Origin of the sequence: Variovorax endophyticus, from assembly GCF_025376855.1 — a bacterium.
Classification (GTDB): Bacteria; Pseudomonadota; Gammaproteobacteria; order Burkholderiales; family Burkholderiaceae_C; genus Variovorax.
In genome coordinates this window covers 276,829-294,030 of the sequence record NZ_JAHUTH010000002.1, presented here as the reverse complement: position 1 = coordinate 294,030, position 17,202 = coordinate 276,829, and the positions used below count along the sequence as shown (strand labels likewise).

Below are 17,202 nucleotides of genomic sequence, written 5' to 3'. Positions count from 1 at the left end.
CAAGGACCAGGGACACGGAGATGGAGCAGTTCGAGAAAGATCTGCTGCAGTCGATCGCGGAGATGAAGCGCGGCGAGTTCGCACCTCGCACGCCACACCTCGTCTTCGTCTTCGGCACCCTGAAAGAGGGCTACCCCCATTTCGCCACCAATCGCGGCCGCCGCATCCCCGGCGACTTCGTCACGCGGGAGCGCTATCCGCTGTACCTGATGGGCGAGCGCTTCTCGCCATGGCTTGTTTTCCAGCCCGGCGAAGGGGAGCGAATCGCCGGCCAATTGTTCGAGGTCGACGATGCGGCGCTGGCGGCCATGGACCTGCTCGAGCGGGTCGGCGAGGCGGATGGCTATCGGCGTGTCCCGATCGTCGTCGAAGGCGTTGGCGATGCCGGTGGGCCGCAAAGGATCGTTCACGCCTACGTCAAGCCGCCGGCGCAATTCGACGTGGCGCAGGCGAGGCTGGGGCCGCTGGCGGAATACACGATGGCGCACGCCGGGCTCTACAGATCGCGCGCGGGTGCGCCCTGAGACCTGGGAGGCGGCCGTCGATGAGGCGTTGCACAGGCCTTGCCCGATGCGACCGCGCGGCCTTTGCTCCTACCAGCAACCGGGATCGGCCAGCACCGTGGTGCCATCGCTCCCCACGTTGGATTGAACGCCGAGTTGATCGAGCCTGAAGCTGTAGCAGGCGGTATCGTCGCGCTGGCCGCCTTTGGGCGTTGCCTGCGCGACGAAGCCTGTCGCGCCGCTCGCGACGCTGACGCTCAGGTCGTAGTAGCTCGATCCACCCGAATTCACGCTCGACGGCAGCGCGGCGTAGCCCAGGTCGGAGGCCTGGGCCGTGTATCTGTTGTTGATGCCGAAAAATTTCTCCTCGCGGCTGGCCAGGTCGAGGACGGCATTCTTGGCATCGACCCGCCGCGCCTTCCGGACATAGGCGCTGTAGGAAGGAAAGGCGATGGCGGCCAGGATCGCGACGATCGCGACGATGATCATCAGTTCGATCAGCGTGAAGCCCTGCGGCCTGCGTTGCCCGCGGACGAGCGGCATGCATGGGTCCTGTCGAGTCATGGCTTTCATGGTCAGCGCAGCTTGATCCAGGTCAGGCGCTTGCCCTTCACATTGCCCTGGGGGTCCACCTGAACCGTCGAGCCATCGCCGTCCCGGTTCTGCGTGACCAGGAACTTCTTCTTCTCGCCGGTCACGGTCCCCGGTGAACCCACGCCGCTCAGGCCGATGCCCGCGATCACCGCGTCGGCGGCGACATTCGCGCCGGTGGTCGCGCTCTTGAAGTAGGAGCTCGACGGTGCACCGCCCGTGTCCGGCGAGATGGCCATGGTGTAGCCGGATGCGGGTTGCTGTTCGCACGACAGCACCTGCGTCGTGGCCGGGATCGTGGTGTTCACGACGAACAGGCCGTCGACGAAGATGGGGTTGTAGACGATCTGTTCCTTCGCCCCCGTGAGCGCGAGCTTCCATCCGAATCTGGCAGTGCCGGAACCGCAGGCCGGGCGGCCTTTCCAGCACAACGCGTTCCGGGTCACGGTGCGCGCGCCGAAGATGTCGCCATTGGCGTAGGCGACATCGGACATCGTCTGTGCCGTCAGGTCCGCGTCGGTGAATCGTTGAGGCGCTACGAGCGAGACATAGCGCCGGGAGGACTTGGCATTCCATGTGCCCATGTCCCAATCCCAGACGCCGTAGATCGACTGGCCCGCGGGTTCGGGAACCGCCGCCGCGGTCAAGGTCTGTGGAAGGATCTGTCCCGTGCCGAAACTCACGACGATGCGATCGAGGTCGTTGCCGTCCGAGCTGGCGATCACCGTGGGGCGCGTGGTGATGGGTTGGCCCGACGGGGTGGTGAACAGCGCGGAATCTCCCGCCGCCCAGCGGGCCGGATCGTTGCTCGTCAGATCGAAGCGCCAGAGATTGCCTCGCGCGTCGCCGGCATAGACATAGTCCGTGACGTGATCGCCGTCCAGGTCGGCGGAGGTCAGCTGCACGATGCCGTTTCGCATGGTCACGGCCGTGCCTGCGAGTGCCGCTCCCGCGCTGGTGGGCAGGAAGCGGAAACTCTTGCCGCCGGTGTTCTGGTCGACGGTCATCACGTAGATGCCCGCCTTGCCGGACTTGCTGTTGAGGCCGTTGCCGAAGATCACGGCCCAGTGTCCGTCGTGCAACCGACGGATGATCGGCGTTCCGTAGATGCTGCCCAGGCTGTCCCGGCACATCGATGCGATCGAGTCGCCGGTGCAGTTCAGGTTGGCCGAGTTCCACTCGCCCAGCACGATGCCGGCCGCGTTGGCTTCGGCGAAGTTGCCCGGATCGGTGATCTCCAGCGCGAAGAGCGTGCCGGTGGCGATGCTCGTCTTGTCGCCGATCACGCCGGCGGCGTTGCCGCCCGCGCCCAGGCCGCCCACCAGCCACGTATGCCATGCGCCCTGGTAGTAGAGGTCTCCCGTGCCCGGCGTGGCATCGACATAGGCGTTGTGCGCGTACTGTGTCGACGAGAAATCCAGCGCGGGCGTGCCGGCCGAATAGATGGTCTCGACGACCCGGGCCGGCATGTAGGCGAGCAGTTCGCGCCCGTCGTTGGCGGCATCCTTGTCGAAGGAGCCATCCGCCTTGTAGGCGCCGGCGCGGAAAGCGTGCATGAAGCCGTCGTTGGCGCCGGCGTAGACCACGTTGGTCCGCGCGGCATTTCCTGCCGAGAACGCGGCGTAGCTCGTGCCTTCCGGCGGCTGCGCGCTCGGATAGAGCCTGTCCTGCCACCGGCCTTCGTAGGGCGAACTGGGCGGTCCGACCCAGGCCGGGCTCGCGTTGACGATGTCGCCCAGCACCCCGGTGCGTTTCCTGAACTTGCCCGTGGTCGGTGTCTGGATCTCGTCGCTGCGCACCCCGCGCAGATAGTTCAGTCGCGTCGAACTGGTCGCGCTCGCCGCCGATGCATCCAGCGCGGACTTCTGCGTGGCGGAGAGGTTGCCCCATTGCAGCGCGATACCGGTGCTGCCGTTCCAGCTCAGCAGGCCGCGGTTCGCCGAGGCCTGCGCATCGCCGCTGGTCTTGTTCGTGGCACCGCATGCACCGCCCGTGAGGACGCAGCTGGCGTCCCAGTTGGCCACGGGGTTGATCGACACGATGTCGGTCGACGGATCGAGCACCAGGTTCCTGGCCGCGAGCTGGCCCCACCAGTTCTGCGGGTTGTAGTAGGCCAGGTAGACCTGCGATCCGACCTGCACCTTGGCGGATTGCTGGGCATTCAATCCCACCGAACTGGCGGACGTCCCGATCTGTGCCGCCTTGAAGCACATGATCTCGTGGACATTGCTGCCCAGTCCCGTGCCCGCGCTGAAGCCGAACCGGAAGCTGGCGGGAAGCGGACCGTTGTTGTCGGTGATCTTGTACTTGTCGAAAACCGTCTGCGAAACGCCGCCGTTGATGCTGTAGAGGAAACTGAGGAAGCCGTCCTGCGTGATTCGCAGGGAGTAGGTGATCGGCCTGGCGCTGCTGCGCTTGGGCACGCTCGTGGCTTGCTGGTTGGCGATCACCTCGCCGACATCCTTGTGTGTCAGGTACGGATAGTTGTAGGTCAGCTTGGTGCTCGTGTTCCGGATCGTTCCAGTCTGGCAGGTCGTCTTGACGGCGGATTCCCGCTGGCTGGCGGTGAGGCTGGTGGGATAGGAGGCCTTGGTCGTGGCGTTCGTGGAGAGATCGGCGAAGTTCGTGCTGCCGGCGCCCCGAACGGTGATGCGCCCCGCGCCGAAGCCGGGCCCGGTGTTGGTGTTGTCGCCCGAATTGGAGAAGTTTCCGTACTCGTCGATGCCGATCCCGATGTAGCCGCCGCGCACGCCGTCGTATTGCGGATTCCCGTTGGAGCAGCTGTAGCCCAGGCTGCCCCCCAGGCCGCCGATGCTGGGTGGAAGCGCGCCGTCGGCCAGAAAGAAGCTGATGCCGTCTGCACCGTGGTTGTTCAGGTTGTCGCCGCCGTACGTCACGGTCTTGAAGGTAACGTCCAGGCCCTGGCTGACCGGAAAGGTGAAGTTGGAGACGACGGCGCCGGATTGGTAGTCGCCGTTCGAGCCGCTGGTCGTGTCGCCGTTGGTCAGGCGAAGCGCGCCGTTGCCCGTGCTGTCCGGCATGGCGCCGTCCTTGCCGCCGACCAGCGTGTTGCTCTTGTAGTAGACGCCCTTGTCCTTGAGGTTCTTGCAACCGGGAATCTTCGTGGCGCCGCCGGGATCCTGGTTGCCCGCGGTGAGACAGGCACCGTTGAGGCTGATCCAGTCGTACGAGGAAGAGGTCCCGCTCAACGTGTCGCTGATGACGAGTTGCGCCTGTGCCGCGTGGATGAAGGCGGCGCCCGCCAGCAGCATGGCCGGACGGACCGCGCGCTTGATGGACGTGAACCGGAATGTCTTCATAGCCCTCCCAGGTCGAGTGTCCGGGCCGATATCGCATAGGTGCTCTGCACCACGCTGATGGTCGAGGCGACGCCGCCATATGCGGCGCCGGTCACGCGGTAGATCGATTGCCTGGGGTCGGGCCCGAGGCCGAGGTACTGGATGTACAGGCCCGGACCCCCGGCGTAGTTCACGTCGCCCGCGACACCCGCGCTGCCGGCGATCAGGCCGCCGCCTGGTTTCACGACCAGCTTCGGCGGCGCATAGCTGACCCGGTTCGCCCACGGGACGGCGGCCGGTGTCGCGAGCGCGGCCGTGCAGACGCGCATGTTGCTGGCGGTGTTGCCGTCGACGATGCCTTCGCACGCACCGCCGGCTCCCCGAAGATCCTGGGCGAGCCACCATTCGCCGTACCGGACGGCGCTTTCGGCCGCATGGAACGACCGCTCCTTCTCGAGGGTGTTGCCCGCGATCTTCTCGTGGAGCCCCGTGCTGCGGTACATCGCGACAGCCAGCAGGGTGATGACGAGAAGGATTAACAGGCAGGTCACCATCACTACGCCCGCGTGCTGGCGCCGCGAGCGCGAAGCGCGGGTTCGGGGGCGGGTCGTCGAGGACCGGGGTGGCCGGATCATGATCTGTTCATCAAGTCGATGGTCTGCACGACCGGGAAGGCCAGCGGCACGGGCTTGCCCGGCAACGACTTGGTCGTGTCGAGGAACCAGACCGACACCCGGACCGTGTGGACGCCGCCCCAGAGGCCGGCGGCCTGGACCGCCGACGCGGGCAGATAGGTATCCAGGGCACCATCGCCGTCGGTGTCCGTTCCGTAGGCCACGCTCATCCTGTCGATGTTGCCGCTCAATACCTGGGGGCTGCCGTTGCCCACGGTGCAGGTCAATTCGCTGTTCGCATTGACGGCGAAATAGTTCGAGAACACGGCGGTCTCCTGGGTCGTATTGGTGCCGCCCAGGCAATTCATCAGGCCGTCGTTGCGGGCGGTCTGGTATTGCACGGCGATGGTGTCGCCATTCGATCCCCGTCCTTTTCCGTCCCCGGTACCGACCACCGGCTGGCCGGCCTCGAAGGCGGTGCTGCCGCCGTCCTCGCGCGAGACCGTGGTTGCCGGCAAGGCAGTCGCGGCGGTGTCCTTGGTGGGATCGACGAAGTAGCCGGCCGACTGCAGGGTGGTCGTGATCAGGGTCAGTGCGAGCCGCTCGCTGTCCTGCAGTTGCGCCAGGTTGTCCTGGGCGGCGGAAGTCGCCCGCACGTTCAGGTAGATGCTCGCCACGGCCAGTACCAGGAACAACGCGATCACGATGGCGACCATCAGCTCGACGAGGCCGATGCCGGTCTGCCGCGTCGGCAGGGAAGCGGGAGAGGTGCGGCGAGTCGCGGACGCACGGTTCATCAGGGCTTGACGTGGAGGGTGTACGAACGCGTTCCGCCGGTGGCGGTGCTGTCGGAGACGTAAGCCTTCGTCGAGGCCACGTACTTCTCGATCCACTTCACCGTGATGGTGCAGGTCACCGGCTCGCCGCCGGGGCTGCAACCCACCGTGGCCTCGTAGCTTGGCAACAGGTCGTTCATGTGGATGGCCCATTGCTGCAGATCGGACAAGGCCAGCTGGGCTGCCGTGCACTGCGGCGCCGGCGGTGCCCGGTCCGCATCGCAACTCGCCGCCGTGGCGGCGGCCGTGCCGGTGCCGTTCGCGATCGAGCTTCCCTTGATCGTCACGCTCGCGGGGGCGCTGGCACTCGCCCAGTAGGCACGATTGCCTTGCAAGGTGCCGGCCAGGCTGGCCGCCTGCAGCGCCACCACCGACCGCGAGGATGCGACGTGGGTATCGGACAGCGCCAGTGCCTGCATCTTCGCGAATCCGAAGATTCCGATCGACACCAGGAGGATCGAGATCAGCACCTCCAGCAGCGTGAAGCCGGCCTGCGCGCCTCGGCCGCGGGCCGCTTCCACGGCCCTCATGCGCAACCGCCTTCGTTCGCACGGAGAACCTTCTGGTGCCCGGCGAAGTTGATCTGCACGCAGCGGGTCGCGGAATCGTTGACCGGCGAGGTGCGCAGCGTGAGGAGCGCACTCGCGCTGGCCGGCAATCCGATCGCCAGACCATCCCTGCCATACGTGATGGCGCCAATGCCCGTGCTCGCGGTGAAGCTGTCGCCGCCCTTCCAGGCAGCCTGCACGCGCAGTACCTGCTCGGCGGTTCCGTCCTCGTCCCGTGTCCCGTTGCTGTCCGGATCCGCGAAGATGATCCATCCCGTGTTCCAGGTGGCGCGGCCGATGCACGACCTGCCGTCGGACGACGCACAGACCGTCACTGGAATGCCTTGTCGAATTGCTTCGGAGCGGGCGAATTGCAGATCGCCGACAAATGCATTGATTCGTGTCGCCACGCGATTGCGCTGCAACATGTCGAGAAACGATGGCGCCGCCATCGACGCCAGGATCCCCAGCACGACAAGAACCGTCATCAATTCGATGAGCGTCACTCCGCCGCTCTTGCGGGGGCCATTGCCACTGGGGCGATCGGTGCAAAGGGGCTTCGAAAGCCGGGCGCGGAGAAACAAGCGAGTCCCTCGTTCACGTCGAAGTTCAGGGACGGCATGCACCCGGACCTGTCAACAAGTAACGTCGGTAATGCCGTGTTGCGATTGTCGAGCAATGGAACCGAATTGCGCCTGTGTCGCCGGGACGGAGGTCTATTTGTTAATGTTATGTATCCAATGGCCGATGAAGCCATCGCAATGTTTTGGCCTCCGAGGCGCGCTCGGCCTGATCGCGATCGTGGTCCGAGAGGCCGGCCTGACGCCGTTCAAGCAACCGCGGCGATCGCCCGCTGCCGCGGCAGCCGAGTGAACGCGAACGCGGCCAGGAAGGCCCCGATGCCCAGCGCGAACGCGCCGATGAAGAGCCACGCGTAGCTCGAGTACGCGTCGTAGATCAGCCCGCCCAGCACGGGGCCCAGGGCCATGCCGAAGCTGCTGGCCATCGTGGTGCTCCCGATCACCGTTCCCATCATGCGCAGCGGGAAGTTGTCGCGCGCGATCACCGCGAACAGCGGCATCACGCCCGCGTAGGTGAATCCGAACAGCGCGGCCACGGTGTAGAAGCTGCCCAGCTGCCGCGCGAACACGTAGCCCAGCACCACGATCGCCTGGGCCAGCAGCGCCAGCACCAGCACGCGCGCGGCGCCGAACCGATCGCCCAGCAGCCCGAACACGAGGCGCCCGCCCAGGCCCGCGAGCCCTTCCATGCTGTAGATCGACACGGCCGCCATCAACGGAATGCCGCAGGTGACCGCATAGCTCACGGTGTGGAAGATCGGCCCCGAGTGGGTGGCGCAACTCAAGAAGCTGGTCAGCACCAGGATCAGGAAGGGCGGCGAGCGCAACGCCTGCGCGACGGACAGCGAGGATTCGCGCAAAGCCTCCGGTGCCGCGGCGGAGGCGGCCTGCAGCAAGGCGGGCGGACGACGCACCAGCAGGGCCAGCGGAATCATGCTGACCGCAGCCAGCGCCGCGATGAGCTGCAGCGCGTTGCGCCAGTCGTGCGTCTGGACCAGCCATGCGGCCAGCGGCGACATGGTCATCGGCGCCACGCCCATGCCGGCCGACACCAGCGACACCGCGAGGCTGCGATGCGTGTCGAACCATCCGGTCACGCAGGCCATCATCGGCGCGAAGATCGCCGCCGCGCCGATGCCGACGACCACGCCGAACAGCAGCTGGAAGGCGAGCAGCGACGTCGCGAGGCTCGCCAGCGCGAGCCCGAGCGCGAGCAGCACCGCGCCCGCCAGCACCACGAGGCGCGGGCCCACGCGGTCGCTGAGGGAACCCCAGGCAATGCTGCCGAGCGCCAGCGCCACGAAGGCGAGCGTCATCGCGGTGGAGATACCGGTGCTCGACCAGCCGGTGTCCTGCGCGATCGGCCGCAGGAACACCGGCAGCGAGAACAGCCCGCCGATCGCCACGCAGCCGAGGGCGCCGCCCGCGGCCACGATGATCCAGCGGTAGTGGGTGCGCAGTGCGTCGGGCCAGGGAGTCATGGTGAGTCCTCGAGGGGTTCAATGAGGCCTCAGGTTACCCCCGTGCACGCGACAAGGGGAGTAACAAGGATGGCGCGATTGGTCGCGCTAGCCGTCGATGCGTATCCGGTTCGCCTTCGCAATGCGCCCCCACTTCTCGAACTCGCTGCGCGAGATCGCGCCGAACTGCTCGACCGAATTGCCCACCGGCACCAGCCCCAGCTCGGTGAGCTTGCGCTGCACCTCGGGGTTGCGCAGGATCTTCACCAGCTCCTGGTTGTAGCGCGCGACGATGGGTTGGGGCGTGGCGGCCGGCACGTAGAAGCCCTGCCAGCCGTCGCCGTCGTAGCCGGGCAGCAGCTCGGCCACGGCCGGCACCTCGGGCAGCAGCGCGCTGCGCCTGGGGCTCGTCACCGCGAGCGCGCGGAGCTTGCCGCTGCGCACCAGCGGGATCGCCGTGGTCGCGGGCTCGAAGGCGATCGGCATCTGGCCGGCCATCACGTCGGCCAGCGGGCTGCCCTTGTAGGGCACATGCACCATCTGCACGCCGGCCATGTTGTTCATCATCTCCATCACCACGTGCGGGCCCGAGCCCACGCCGAGCGAGCCGTAGTCGATCGAGCCCGGCTTCGCCTTGGCGCGCGCCAGCAGGTCGCGCAGGCTGGCATCGGGCTGGCCCGGGCCGGTGATCAGCACGTAGGGCACGAGCGCGACCTGCGTCACGGGCGCGAAGTCGCGGAAGGTGTCGTAGGGCAGCTTGGCGTAGACGTTGGGGTTGATCCCCATGATCGAGTTGACGGTCATGAAGAGGGTGTAGCCATCGCCGGGACTGCGCGCCGCGACCTCGGCGCCGATGATGCCGGCCGCGCCGGCGCGGTTGTCGATGACGATCGGCTGCCCGAGCGCCTGGCCCAGCGGCTCGCTGAGGATGCGCGCCACCACATCGGGCGACACGCCGGCCGAGAACGGCACGACGAGCTTGATCGGCTTGGCGGGCCAGCCGGCCTGCGCGAAGGCCGCGCGGCCCGTGGTGGCGGCCAGGGCCGCGAGGCCCAGGCGCTGGAACGCGAGGCGCCGGGAACGAGAGACGGGCATGGGGAACTCCTCAGCGTGGGTCGATGCAGGTGTGATGGGTGTGGTCATTGCAGCCAGTCGCGCATACGCTCGACCAGCAGCTCGGCCTTGACGATGTGCGGGTAGTGGCCGCCCTGCGCCTGCGCGAGATGGCGAGCCTTCGGATAGCGCGCCCGCACGCGGGCACGGGTCGCGGGCGCGATGATCGCGTCGTCCTCGCACTCGAAGACCACGGTGTTGGCGATCGCATGCGGTGCCGGCAGCTCGGCCGCGCCTGCCACCTGGCGCAGCCGCCCGTGGAAGTCCGAAGCGGGCAGGCCGGCATGCAGCATGTGCAGCTGCACCGCGCGCAGCAGGTCGTCGGGCCGCGCGCGCAGCGCCTGGCCCCAGCGTGCGATCACGGTGGCGCTGTCGCTGGCCGCGAGCCAGAGCGCATCGAACAGCGGATGCTGCGCCACGTCGCACCCGTCGACGAAGGTGTTGCCGAGCCACAGCGCCGCCACCTGATCAGGGAATCGCAACGCGAAGGCCTGCGCCCACCAGGCGCCGTACGACGAGGCCCAGAGCGCGACCGCGCCGGTGCGCCGTTCGCGCAGCAGCTCCTCGAGCCCGAGCGCGAGCGGCTCGGGCGCGACGCCGCCCGGGTAGGTGATGCTCAGCACGCGGCGCTCGGCGGCGAAGGCCTGCGCGATGCGCCAGGCGCTGTCGCCGTTGCCCAGCGCGCCTGGCAGCAGGACCAGCGGTGGCGGCTCGGCGGTGGCCGTGTCGCCGCGCGCGCCGGTGTCGCGCAGCGACCAGGCCAAACCCCGCGTGTCGGTGAAGCGGTGCAGGGGCTGTGCGGCGACGAAGCGGCACAGGGCCTCGGGCATCGCGGGCGGGTCTTCGGCGATCGTTGTCATGCGGTGGGCCGTCGCGTGCATCAGGCCAGCAGGCCTTCTTCGCGCAGCGTCTTCTTTGCGTCTTCGGTGAAATCCGCCTCGGGCGCGTTGCCGCCGATCACGAACATCAGGAAGTGCGTCTTGCCCGGCTCCTCGTGCGTGATGTTCTCGAAGCGGCGGTTGACGCCGGCCGGAAACGAGAAGATGTCCCACGGCCCGACGTCGAAGTACTCCTCGCGGCCGTCGAGCTCCCACGAACAGCGCCAGCGGCCCGTGAGCGGCATGAAGGTCTCGTTGGTGTCGTGGTTGTGCATCATCGGGCCCTTGCCGGGCTTCGCTTCGCAGAAGCCGAGGTTGAAACCCTCGCTGATGCGGATGGCGGCGTTCTCGGCCGCCTGCGCGCCGACCGGCGAGACCACCTCGTCGCCGCCCTTGCCGCGCGGCGGCTGGAAGCCCACCGCGTTGTAGAGCTTGCGCTCGGCGCTCGGATGGCGGCTGTCGGGCAGCCCGCCGTCGAAACCCTTGAGGTCCTTGAAGTAGGCGACGCGCTGGCGCATCTCTTCGCGGGTGACACGGATCTGGGGAATGGCCATGGCGATCTTTCTGGCGGAGTGAATAATGGCCGCCAGTATTCGAGGCCGCGGCCGCGCGGTCCATCGAAGCCGCCGATGCCCGGCATCGCGTTCGTGATGATCCATGCGGGTTTACCCGCCCGCGCCCCCGCTATCGCCCCCGATGAAGCTGCAAGACCTCGACCTGAACCTGCTGCGTGCCTTCGATGCGCTGATGCGCGAGCGGCACGTCACGCGCGCGGGCGAGCGGCTCGAGATGAGCCAGTCTTCGATGAGCGTGTCGCTCGCCAAGCTGCGCGACCTGCTGGGCGACGAGCTGCTGATGCGCGCCGGCACCGGCTGGATGCCGACCGAACTCGCGCTCGTGCTGTGGCCGCGCGTGCAGGAGGCGATCGCCGCGCTCGAGCGCCTGACCGAGCCCGTGCGCTTCGACCCCGCGACCTCCACGCAGGTGTTCCGGCTCATCGTCATCGACTACATCGACCTGCTGATGATGCCCTCGGTGATGCGCCGCATCCGCCAGGAGGCGCCGGGCGTGCGGGTGCACATGCTGCAGACCAACCCGCACCACTTCGGCGAGATGATGGCGGCCGGCGAGCTCGACCTGGCGCTGACCTACTTCCCGAACGCGCCCACCTACGTCAAGGGCCGCAAGCTGTTCTCCGACCGCTTCCTGGGCCTGGCCGCGCGCTCGCACCCCGTGCATGGCGCGGCGCTCGACGTGCCTTCGTTCTGCGCGCTGCCGCACGTGACGATCGAGCCCGATGCCTCGCAGATCTACAACGTGCAGATCGATGCCGCGCTCGAGCCGCACGGCCTGCGCCGGCGCGTGCAGATGATCAAGCCGAGCTTCCTCGCGCTGCCCTTCGTGCTCGAGACCTCCGACATGGTGGCCAGCGTGCCGGCGCGACTCGCGCGCCGCATGTCGCGCATGGCCGAGGTGGAGGCTTTCGACCTGCCGCTGGACCTGCCGCTGTTCGACGTGCGCATGGTTTGGCATCCGCGCACCGACCACTCGCCCGCGCACGAGTGGCTGCGCGATCTGATGCTGGCTTGCGCGCGCGACGCCTGAGCCGCGCTCCGGGCGATGCTCAGCCAACGGTGCCCGGGCGCGGCGCGCCGGACGCCGGCGGGGCCACGGCATCGCCGACCCGCTTCAGCAGGTCGTCCACTTCCCAGTGATCGTCCGCATGCTGGCCGTACTTGCAGGCCACCACGCGGCCCCGAGCGTCGATCAGGAAGTCCGCCGGCAGGCCCAGGATGCCGTTCTCGGCCTTGCGATAGAAGCGGCCGGTGGACAGCACCCAGCGCAGCCCGCTCCAGAACACCCCGGGATGCAGCACCGCGCGCCACGAGGTCTCGACGCCATAGGCGCGGTAGTACCGCTTCGTCGGATCCGCGATGCAGTCGAAGGGAAGCTGGGCCTGGTACTCGAGCATCTCCTCGGGCGACGAATGGAAGAACACGATCTGCCGCACGCCGGCCGCGGCGATCTCCGGCTGGCGCAGGCTCATCGTGCGCAGGTGGAAGTTGCACACCGGGCAGCCGGCGAAGCGGCGGAACTGCAGGTGCAGGTAGGGCGCGCCGTCGCTCGGGATGCGGACGGACTGGCCGAGGATCGTCCGGGCAACGAGTGCCGGCGCGATGGAACCCGGGGTGAGCTTCATGTGATTCCTTGCTGGAAGGCGGTGAAAGATTCAAATACGTACGATGTACGTAAACAACTATAATCGTCCCGTCCGAAGAAAGTCAATGGAGCAGCGATGGGCCGACCCGCCAGATTCACGCATGCGCAACTGCAGGCTGCCGCCCTGCGCCTGCTCGACAGGGAGGGCCTCGCCGGCCTCTCGATGCGCTCGCTCGCGGCCGAGCTGGGCACGGGCGCGATGACGCTCTACAACTACGTGCCGCAGCGCGAGGCGATCGATCTGCTGGTGATCGAGGCGGTGCTCGCCGAGGTGGCCTGGGACCGCGGTCCGTACGCCGCATGGGGCGACGAGGTGCGCGCCATCGCCACCGCGCTGTGGCGCGCGGTGCGTGCGCATCCCCACGCCATTCCGCTGATCCTGACCCGCCGCAGCCGCGCACCCGCGACTTTCGAGGTGGCCGAGGCGCTGCTGGCCGCGCTGGCGCGCAGTGGCCGTTCGGGCACACGGTTGCTGGTGGCCTTCCGGGCCATCTCCGCGCTGGTCACGGGCATGGCGCAGGCCGAACTGGCGGGCCCGCTGTCGCTGCAGGCGGCGGAATCGGCCGAGGACACCATTGCGCGCTTCCGCGCGCTACCGGCCGATCGCTTTCCGCAACTGATCGGCGTGGCTTCCGCCGCGATGCGGAGCACGGCGGAAGATGAATTCCAGGCGAGTCTTCAGTTGTTGCTGGCGGGGTTGGAAGCGGGTTGAGTGTGCGGGCACCGCAGCCAACGGGGCCAGTCATCAGCGCTCATTCCAGCCACAGTAGCGAATGGTCGGATGTTTCATGAGCTTCCCCGCCTTCGGCGTGTTGCACGCCGTCGTTGGCCGAGCGCTTCCGCCTGCGCTGGGGGAGTTCTTGAGCAAGCCGCTGAGCACGGATGCGCTGGCCCAGGGCTTGGAGGATCTCAGTGGCGAGCGCCAGGCCAAATGCCATTTTCCTGATCCTTGACCGGATTAAAGAGTGCCAAATGCCATTCTTGTAGGTGTTGCGCATCGAGCTTGGCATCCACGAGGCTCTGGCAGCGTCGGGCAGAGATCTTCAGGGGTGCATGAGCCCGAGGTCCAGGTTTTTCCAGGAAATACCTCCAAGCATCTCGATGCTCGTCGGAACGGTCTGGCGTCGGGCGGGCGTTTGGCCTACGCCAATGTCGGGCCGTCGCTGTACGCGGCATGGATGGGAAGGGGCGAGTCTTGTTTCGGAGCAGATTCCTCCATCATCGAACAAGCAAAGGATTTCCCATGACCATCCAACCGCACACCACCCAGGCTTCGAATGAACCGAATGGCGATGCGCTCACGCCGCTGGAGATCTCTCAAGCTGTCTTGGAAGGCGAGGAAAACCCCAACACTGCACGCGCTATCACCCCGCTGGAACGCGCCGCCTCGGGCACGTCGGCGAAGCCCGAGCGCCAGCGCTCGGCCCTCGGCCGCGCGCTGCACAGCCCCGCCGTTGCCTGGGGCGGCGCCGCCCTGACGGGCCTGGGCCTGATCGCGGCGCTGGTCTATGCGCGCCGCTCGCCGCCCTCGCGTTGGCAAGCGCTCCAGGCGCTGCCTTCGAAGGTGCTGCCGTTCAAGGCGCGGGCGGTGAAGGCCGTGCCCTTGAAGTCGCAGCCTTTGAAGGCGCTGCGGTCGTTCAAGATCTGAGGCTGGTCGCTGGACGCACTCAGTGCGTTCGCGGCGCAGCATGACGCAACCGGTAGTCGCGCGGCGTCATGCCGTGCCGGCGCCGGAACGCCGCGCTGAAGCGCCCGTGACACTCCCACCCGGCCTCGGCCGCCACTGCCTGCACGCCGAGTTGCGTGTCGCGCAGCAGCCGCGCCGCGAGCGCGAGCCGTTCGTCGACGAGCAGGCCATGCACTGAAAGCCCCGCGGCCGCGCGCACCTGCGCCTGCAGCCGGGTCGTGCGCAGGCCGACGCGCCGCGCGAGTTCGTCGACCGACCAGGCGCGTGCCGGCGCCTCGCCGACCAGCGCGCGCAGCCGGCGCACCGTGGCCTCGGCGTCGTCGGCGCCTTCCTCGGCGCCCGATCGCGCGGGGCGCAGCAACTGGTCCAGGTCGAGCAGCACACAGGTCAGCAACTCGGTGGCGCGCGCATGGAACAGCGGCACGAAGGCCGGCTGGTCGGCGGGCTCGTCGCGGATGCGCGCGAGGCAGTCGCGCACGCGCGGCGTGAGCGCCGCGTTGCACAGCACGCGACCGTCGTCGCGCTCCACCAGTTCGGCCATCCGCCTTGCCGGCAGCTGCACGCCCAGCGCCTGCAGCCAGCGCGGCAGCAGCGCGCGCCGCAGCCGGAACTGCACGAAGTTGTTGCGGCAGGCGCCGGGGATGTGGATCAGGTAGCCGCCGTCGCGGTTGGGCGTGCGCAGCAGCGCGCGGTCGACGCGGAAATCGAGCGCGCGGCCCTGCGCGCTGCCGATCTGGCCCGTGACGTGGCCGGCCAGGAAAAAGGTGACCAGCAGTTCGTCGCCGGGCGGCAGCTGCACGTGCAGGTCGTCGTTGAGTCGGAAGTCGAAGTACAGCGCGCTCGCGCCCTCCCAGGGCGTGGTGCGCAGCCGCAGGATGCGGCCGCCGTCGCGCGGCCAGCGCACCTCGCGGCTCGCGCCGTCATGCAGGCCCGCGAGCGCGAGCGGCCGCTCGACCGGCAGCCGCACCAGGGCGGCGTTGAAGTCGTCCTCGGGCAGCGCACCCGGAGGCATGGCCGGGAGCAGCGACGGGATCGGCACAGTCTGCGAGCGGATCGGCATAGAAAACCCTGCCCTGCGGCGTTAGCGTTGCAACACTTTGATCGAGCGCGGAGTTTAGGTATGAATGTGCGACGTGTCTGCCGGTTTCTGGGGCTTGCGGCGGCCTCCCTGGCACTGCTGCTGCCGGCGTTGTCGGCGGCCCAGGCCGCCTGGCCCGCGCGGCCTATCCGGCTGGTGGTGCCCTTCGTGGCGGGCGGCGGCGCCGACGTGACGGCGCGGCTCATCGCAGCGAAGTTGCAGGAGCGGCTCGGCCAGCAGATCGTGGTCGACAACAAGCCCGGCGGCAACACGCTGATCGGCGCCCAGGAACTGATGAAGGCGCAGCCCGACGGCTATACGCTGCTGTGGTCCATCGACCAGACCTTCGTGCTCAACCCCTCGCTCTACAACCGCCTGCCCTACGACCCGCGCAAGGACTTCGCGCCGGTGGCGCTCGCGATCACCTCGCCCAACGCGGTGATCGTGCGCGCCGGCGCGCCGGGCGCGGTGGCCGACGTGCACGAGCTCGTGAAGCGCGCCAGGGCGGAGCCCGGCAGGGTCAACATCGGCGCGGCGGCGATCCTGTCGCAGATGGCGCTCGAGGAGTTCAACCGCAGCGCCGGCATCCAGAGCACGCGCGTGCCCTACAAGGGCAGCGCCGAAGTCGCGCAGGCCACGGTCGCGGGCGACATCGACGCCGCCTTCGACGGCATCGCGCCCTATGTGCAGTTCGCGAAGGCGGGCCGCGCGAAGATCCTGGCCTTCGCGTCGGCGCGGCGCTTCTCGGGCCAGCCCGAGGTGCCCACGCTCGAGGAGCTGGGCTACAAGGGCGTGGACTTCTCGGTCTGGTTCGGCATCGTCGGGCCCCGAGGACTGCCGCCCGAGATCGTGGCGCGCGTGAGCGAAGGCGTGGACTGGGCGCTGCACCAGCCCGACGTGGTCGAGAAGCTGATGGTGTTCGGCTTCGAGCCCGCGGCCCAGACCGGGCCGCAGGCGCTATCGACGCGCATCGACGCCGACCTGGCGCGCTATGCGCCGGTGATCCGCCGCCTCGGCTTCAAGCTCGACTGAGGGCCTTCCCATCATGAAAGTCGCGGGCCTGATCGGAGGCGTCGCGTGGCCCTCTACGCTCGGTTATTACAAGCTGCTCAACGAAGGCGTGCAGCGCGAACTCGGCGGCCTGCACTCGGCGCGCTGCGTGATCGTGAGCCTGGACTTCGCCTGCATCCACGCGGCCATGGCCGCGGGCCGGCCGGCCGATGCGCGCGCGCAGATGGAGACGGCCGCGCGGCAGGCGCGCGCCGCGGGCGCCGAGCTGATCGCGATCCTCGCCAACACCGGCCATTTCGCGGCCGACGAGGTACAGGTCGCGGCCGGCGTGCCGCTGGTGCACGTGGCGCGCGAGACCGGCGATGCCGTCGCCGCCGAGCGACCGGGCCTGCGCCGCCTGGGTGTGCTGGCCACCAGCTTCGCGCTCGACGCGCCCTTCTTCGGCCGCCTGCTCGGCGAGGGCACGGGCTTCGAACTGGTGCTGCCCGACGCGGCCCAGCGCCGCACCCTCGATGCCGCGATCTTCGGGCCGCTGGCACGCGGCGAGGCCGGCCGCGACGAGGGCCTGATGGTCTCGACCTTGTGCAACGCGCTGGTGGCGCGCGGCGCCGAGGGCGTGGTACTGGGCTGCTCCGAACTGAGCTACGCCAGGCCGTGGCTGCGCTGCCGCGCACCGATCTTCGATGCGACCGAGATCCATGCGCGCGCCATCGTGCGCGAGATGCTGTGCGCCTGATTTTTTTCTTCCCTTCGTTCATTCCATCGCCAGAAAGAGAGACACTG

19 protein-coding genes are annotated in these 17,202 nt (G+C 68.4%); 6 read left to right on the top strand and 13 right to left on the bottom strand.

Annotation, left to right across the window (positions count from 1 at the left end; genetic code table 11):
* Nucleotides 1–20 precede the first annotated feature (20 nt).
* Nucleotides 21–524, top strand: a complete 504-nt coding sequence (locus KV106_RS04105; protein ID WP_261206328.1) for a gamma-glutamylcyclotransferase family protein — start codon at nt 21–23, stop codon at nt 522–524.
* A 69-nt stretch (nt 525–593) separates the two neighbouring features.
* Here KV106_RS04105 and KV106_RS04100 read toward each other — a convergent pair whose 3' ends face one another.
* From KV106_RS04100 to KV106_RS04055, 10 genes are all read right to left on the bottom strand, one after another.
* Entirely contained in the window at nt 594–1,046 is a 453-nt protein-coding gene (locus KV106_RS04100) for a type IV pilin protein (protein WP_261206326.1), read from the bottom strand.
* Between the two features lie 32 nt (nt 1,047–1,078).
* Nucleotides 1,079–4,414 (bottom strand): pilus assembly protein, encoded by a 3,336-nt coding sequence (locus tag KV106_RS04095; RefSeq protein ID WP_409976477.1) that lies wholly within the window; start codon nt 4,412–4,414, stop codon nt 1,079–1,081.
* Nucleotides 4,411–4,947: a pilus assembly PilX family protein gene (locus KV106_RS04090; protein WP_261206324.1), complete on the bottom strand. Its 537-nt coding sequence runs from the start codon at nt 4,945–4,947 to the stop codon at nt 4,411–4,413. The genes KV106_RS04095 and KV106_RS04090 overlap by 4 nt, the downstream gene beginning before the upstream one ends.
* 77 nt (nt 4,948–5,024) lie before the next feature.
* Complete coding sequence (locus KV106_RS04085; RefSeq protein ID WP_261206322.1) at nt 5,025–5,804, bottom strand: PilW family protein; 780 nt, start codon at nt 5,802–5,804, stop codon at nt 5,025–5,027.
* Nucleotides 5,804–6,373, bottom strand: a complete 570-nt coding sequence (gene pilV, locus KV106_RS04080; protein ID WP_261206320.1) for a type IV pilus modification protein PilV — start codon at nt 6,371–6,373, stop codon at nt 5,804–5,806. Before pilV ends, KV106_RS04085 begins: the two co-directional genes overlap by 1 nt.
* Nucleotides 6,370–7,017 (bottom strand): GspH/FimT family pseudopilin, encoded by a 648-nt coding sequence (locus tag KV106_RS04075; protein ID WP_261206318.1) that lies wholly within the window; start codon nt 7,015–7,017, stop codon nt 6,370–6,372. Before KV106_RS04075 ends, pilV begins: the two co-directional genes overlap by 4 nt.
* A gap of 203 nt (nt 7,018–7,220) precedes the next feature.
* On the bottom strand, nt 7,221–8,453 hold the full coding sequence (locus KV106_RS04070) for an MFS transporter (RefSeq protein ID WP_261206316.1): 1,233 nt from the start codon (nt 8,451–8,453) through the stop codon (nt 7,221–7,223).
* An 87-nt stretch (nt 8,454–8,540) separates the two neighbouring features.
* Nucleotides 8,541–9,527: a Bug family tripartite tricarboxylate transporter substrate binding protein gene (locus KV106_RS04065; protein ID WP_261206314.1), complete on the bottom strand. Its 987-nt coding sequence runs from the start codon at nt 9,525–9,527 to the stop codon at nt 8,541–8,543.
* A 44-nt stretch (nt 9,528–9,571) separates the two neighbouring features.
* Nucleotides 9,572–10,405, bottom strand: coding sequence for an alpha/beta fold hydrolase (locus tag KV106_RS04060; protein WP_261206311.1), 834 nt, complete (start codon nt 10,403–10,405; stop codon nt 9,572–9,574).
* A gap of 20 nt (nt 10,406–10,425) precedes the next feature.
* Nucleotides 10,426–10,977 (bottom strand): cupin domain-containing protein, encoded by a 552-nt coding sequence (locus KV106_RS04055; RefSeq protein WP_208512719.1) that lies wholly within the window; start codon nt 10,975–10,977, stop codon nt 10,426–10,428.
* A gap of 142 nt (nt 10,978–11,119) precedes the next feature.
* Here KV106_RS04055 and KV106_RS04050 point away from each other — a divergent pair, with 142 nt between their 5' ends.
* On the top strand, nt 11,120–12,028 hold the full coding sequence (locus KV106_RS04050) for a LysR family transcriptional regulator (protein WP_261206305.1): 909 nt from the start codon (nt 11,120–11,122) through the stop codon (nt 12,026–12,028).
* Nucleotides 12,029–12,047: 19 nt separating this feature from the next.
* Here the strand turns inward: KV106_RS04050 and KV106_RS04045 are convergent, their stop codons facing one another.
* A complete protein-coding gene (locus KV106_RS04045; RefSeq protein WP_261206303.1) occupies nt 12,048–12,623 on the bottom strand; it encodes a peroxiredoxin-like family protein in 576 nt (191 codons plus the stop codon).
* A 96-nt stretch (nt 12,624–12,719) separates the two neighbouring features.
* On the opposite strand from KV106_RS04045, the gene KV106_RS04040 reads away from it, so the two are divergent.
* Nucleotides 12,720–13,355, top strand: coding sequence for a TetR/AcrR family transcriptional regulator (locus tag KV106_RS04040; RefSeq protein ID WP_261206301.1), 636 nt, complete (start codon nt 12,720–12,722; stop codon nt 13,353–13,355).
* 40 nt (nt 13,356–13,395) lie between these two features.
* Here KV106_RS04040 and KV106_RS04035 read toward each other — a convergent pair whose 3' ends face one another.
* A complete protein-coding gene (locus KV106_RS04035; RefSeq protein ID WP_261206299.1) occupies nt 13,396–13,641 on the bottom strand; it encodes a hypothetical protein in 246 nt (81 codons plus the stop codon).
* A 245-nt stretch (nt 13,642–13,886) separates the two neighbouring features.
* Here KV106_RS04035 and KV106_RS04030 point away from each other — a divergent pair, with 245 nt between their 5' ends.
* Nucleotides 13,887–14,291 carry a hypothetical protein gene (locus KV106_RS04030; protein ID WP_261206297.1) on the top strand — a complete coding sequence of 135 codons (405 nt, stop codon included), beginning with the start codon at nt 13,887–13,889 and terminating at the stop codon, nt 14,289–14,291.
* Nucleotides 14,292–14,310: 19 nt separating this feature from the next.
* Here KV106_RS04030 and KV106_RS04025 read toward each other — a convergent pair whose 3' ends face one another.
* A complete protein-coding gene (locus KV106_RS04025) occupies nt 14,311–15,390 on the bottom strand; it encodes a helix-turn-helix transcriptional regulator (RefSeq protein ID WP_261206294.1) in 1,080 nt (359 codons plus the stop codon).
* A 60-nt stretch (nt 15,391–15,450) separates the two neighbouring features.
* Here KV106_RS04025 and KV106_RS04020 point away from each other — a divergent pair, with 60 nt between their 5' ends.
* Both KV106_RS04020 and KV106_RS04015 read left to right on the top strand, forming a co-directional pair.
* Nucleotides 15,451–16,440: a Bug family tripartite tricarboxylate transporter substrate binding protein gene (locus KV106_RS04020; protein ID WP_261206292.1), complete on the top strand. Its 990-nt coding sequence runs from the start codon at nt 15,451–15,453 to the stop codon at nt 16,438–16,440.
* A gap of 13 nt (nt 16,441–16,453) precedes the next feature.
* Nucleotides 16,454–17,155, top strand: coding sequence for an aspartate/glutamate racemase family protein (locus tag KV106_RS04015; protein WP_261206290.1), 702 nt, complete (start codon nt 16,454–16,456; stop codon nt 17,153–17,155).
* Nucleotides 17,156–17,202 lie beyond the last annotated feature (47 nt).

Coding starts and splice junctions, on each gene's coding strand:
- KV106_RS04105 (WP_261206328.1), top strand. CDS start 21: ATGGAGCAGTTCGAGAAAGATCTGCTGCAGTCGATCGCGGAGATGAAG.
- KV106_RS04100 (WP_261206326.1), bottom strand. CDS start 1,046: ATGCCGCTCGTCCGCGGGCAACGCAGGCCGCAGGGCTTCACGCTGATC.
- KV106_RS04095 (WP_409976477.1), bottom strand. CDS start 4,414: ATGAAGACATTCCGGTTCACGTCCATCAAGCGCGCGGTCCGTCCGGCC.
- KV106_RS04090 (WP_261206324.1), bottom strand. CDS start 4,947: ATGGTGACCTGCCTGTTAATCCTTCTCGTCATCACCCTGCTGGCTGTC.
- KV106_RS04085 (WP_261206322.1), bottom strand. CDS start 5,804: ATGAACCGTGCGTCCGCGACTCGCCGCACCTCTCCCGCTTCCCTGCCG.
- pilV (WP_261206320.1), bottom strand. CDS start 6,373: ATGAGGGCCGTGGAAGCGGCCCGCGGCCGAGGCGCGCAGGCCGGCTTC.
- KV106_RS04070 (WP_261206316.1), bottom strand. CDS start 8,453: ATGACTCCCTGGCCCGACGCACTGCGCACCCACTACCGCTGGATCATC.
- KV106_RS04065 (WP_261206314.1), bottom strand. CDS start 9,527: ATGCCCGTCTCTCGTTCCCGGCGCCTCGCGTTCCAGCGCCTGGGCCTC.
- KV106_RS04060 (WP_261206311.1), bottom strand. CDS start 10,405: ATGACAACGATCGCCGAAGACCCGCCCGCGATGCCCGAGGCCCTGTGC.
- KV106_RS04055 (WP_208512719.1), bottom strand. CDS start 10,977: ATGGCCATTCCCCAGATCCGTGTCACCCGCGAAGAGATGCGCCAGCGC.
- KV106_RS04050 (WP_261206305.1), top strand. CDS start 11,120: ATGAAGCTGCAAGACCTCGACCTGAACCTGCTGCGTGCCTTCGATGCG.
- KV106_RS04045 (WP_261206303.1), bottom strand. CDS start 12,623: ATGAAGCTCACCCCGGGTTCCATCGCGCCGGCACTCGTTGCCCGGACG.
- KV106_RS04040 (WP_261206301.1), top strand. CDS start 12,720: ATGGGCCGACCCGCCAGATTCACGCATGCGCAACTGCAGGCTGCCGCC.
- KV106_RS04035 (WP_261206299.1), bottom strand. CDS start 13,641: ATGCGCAACACCTACAAGAATGGCATTTGGCACTCTTTAATCCGGTCA.
- KV106_RS04030 (WP_261206297.1), top strand. CDS start 13,887: ATGACCATCCAACCGCACACCACCCAGGCTTCGAATGAACCGAATGGC.
- KV106_RS04025 (WP_261206294.1), bottom strand. CDS start 15,390: ATGCCGATCCGCTCGCAGACTGTGCCGATCCCGTCGCTGCTCCCGGCC.
- KV106_RS04020 (WP_261206292.1), top strand. CDS start 15,451: ATGAATGTGCGACGTGTCTGCCGGTTTCTGGGGCTTGCGGCGGCCTCC.
- KV106_RS04015 (WP_261206290.1), top strand. CDS start 16,454: ATGAAAGTCGCGGGCCTGATCGGAGGCGTCGCGTGGCCCTCTACGCTC.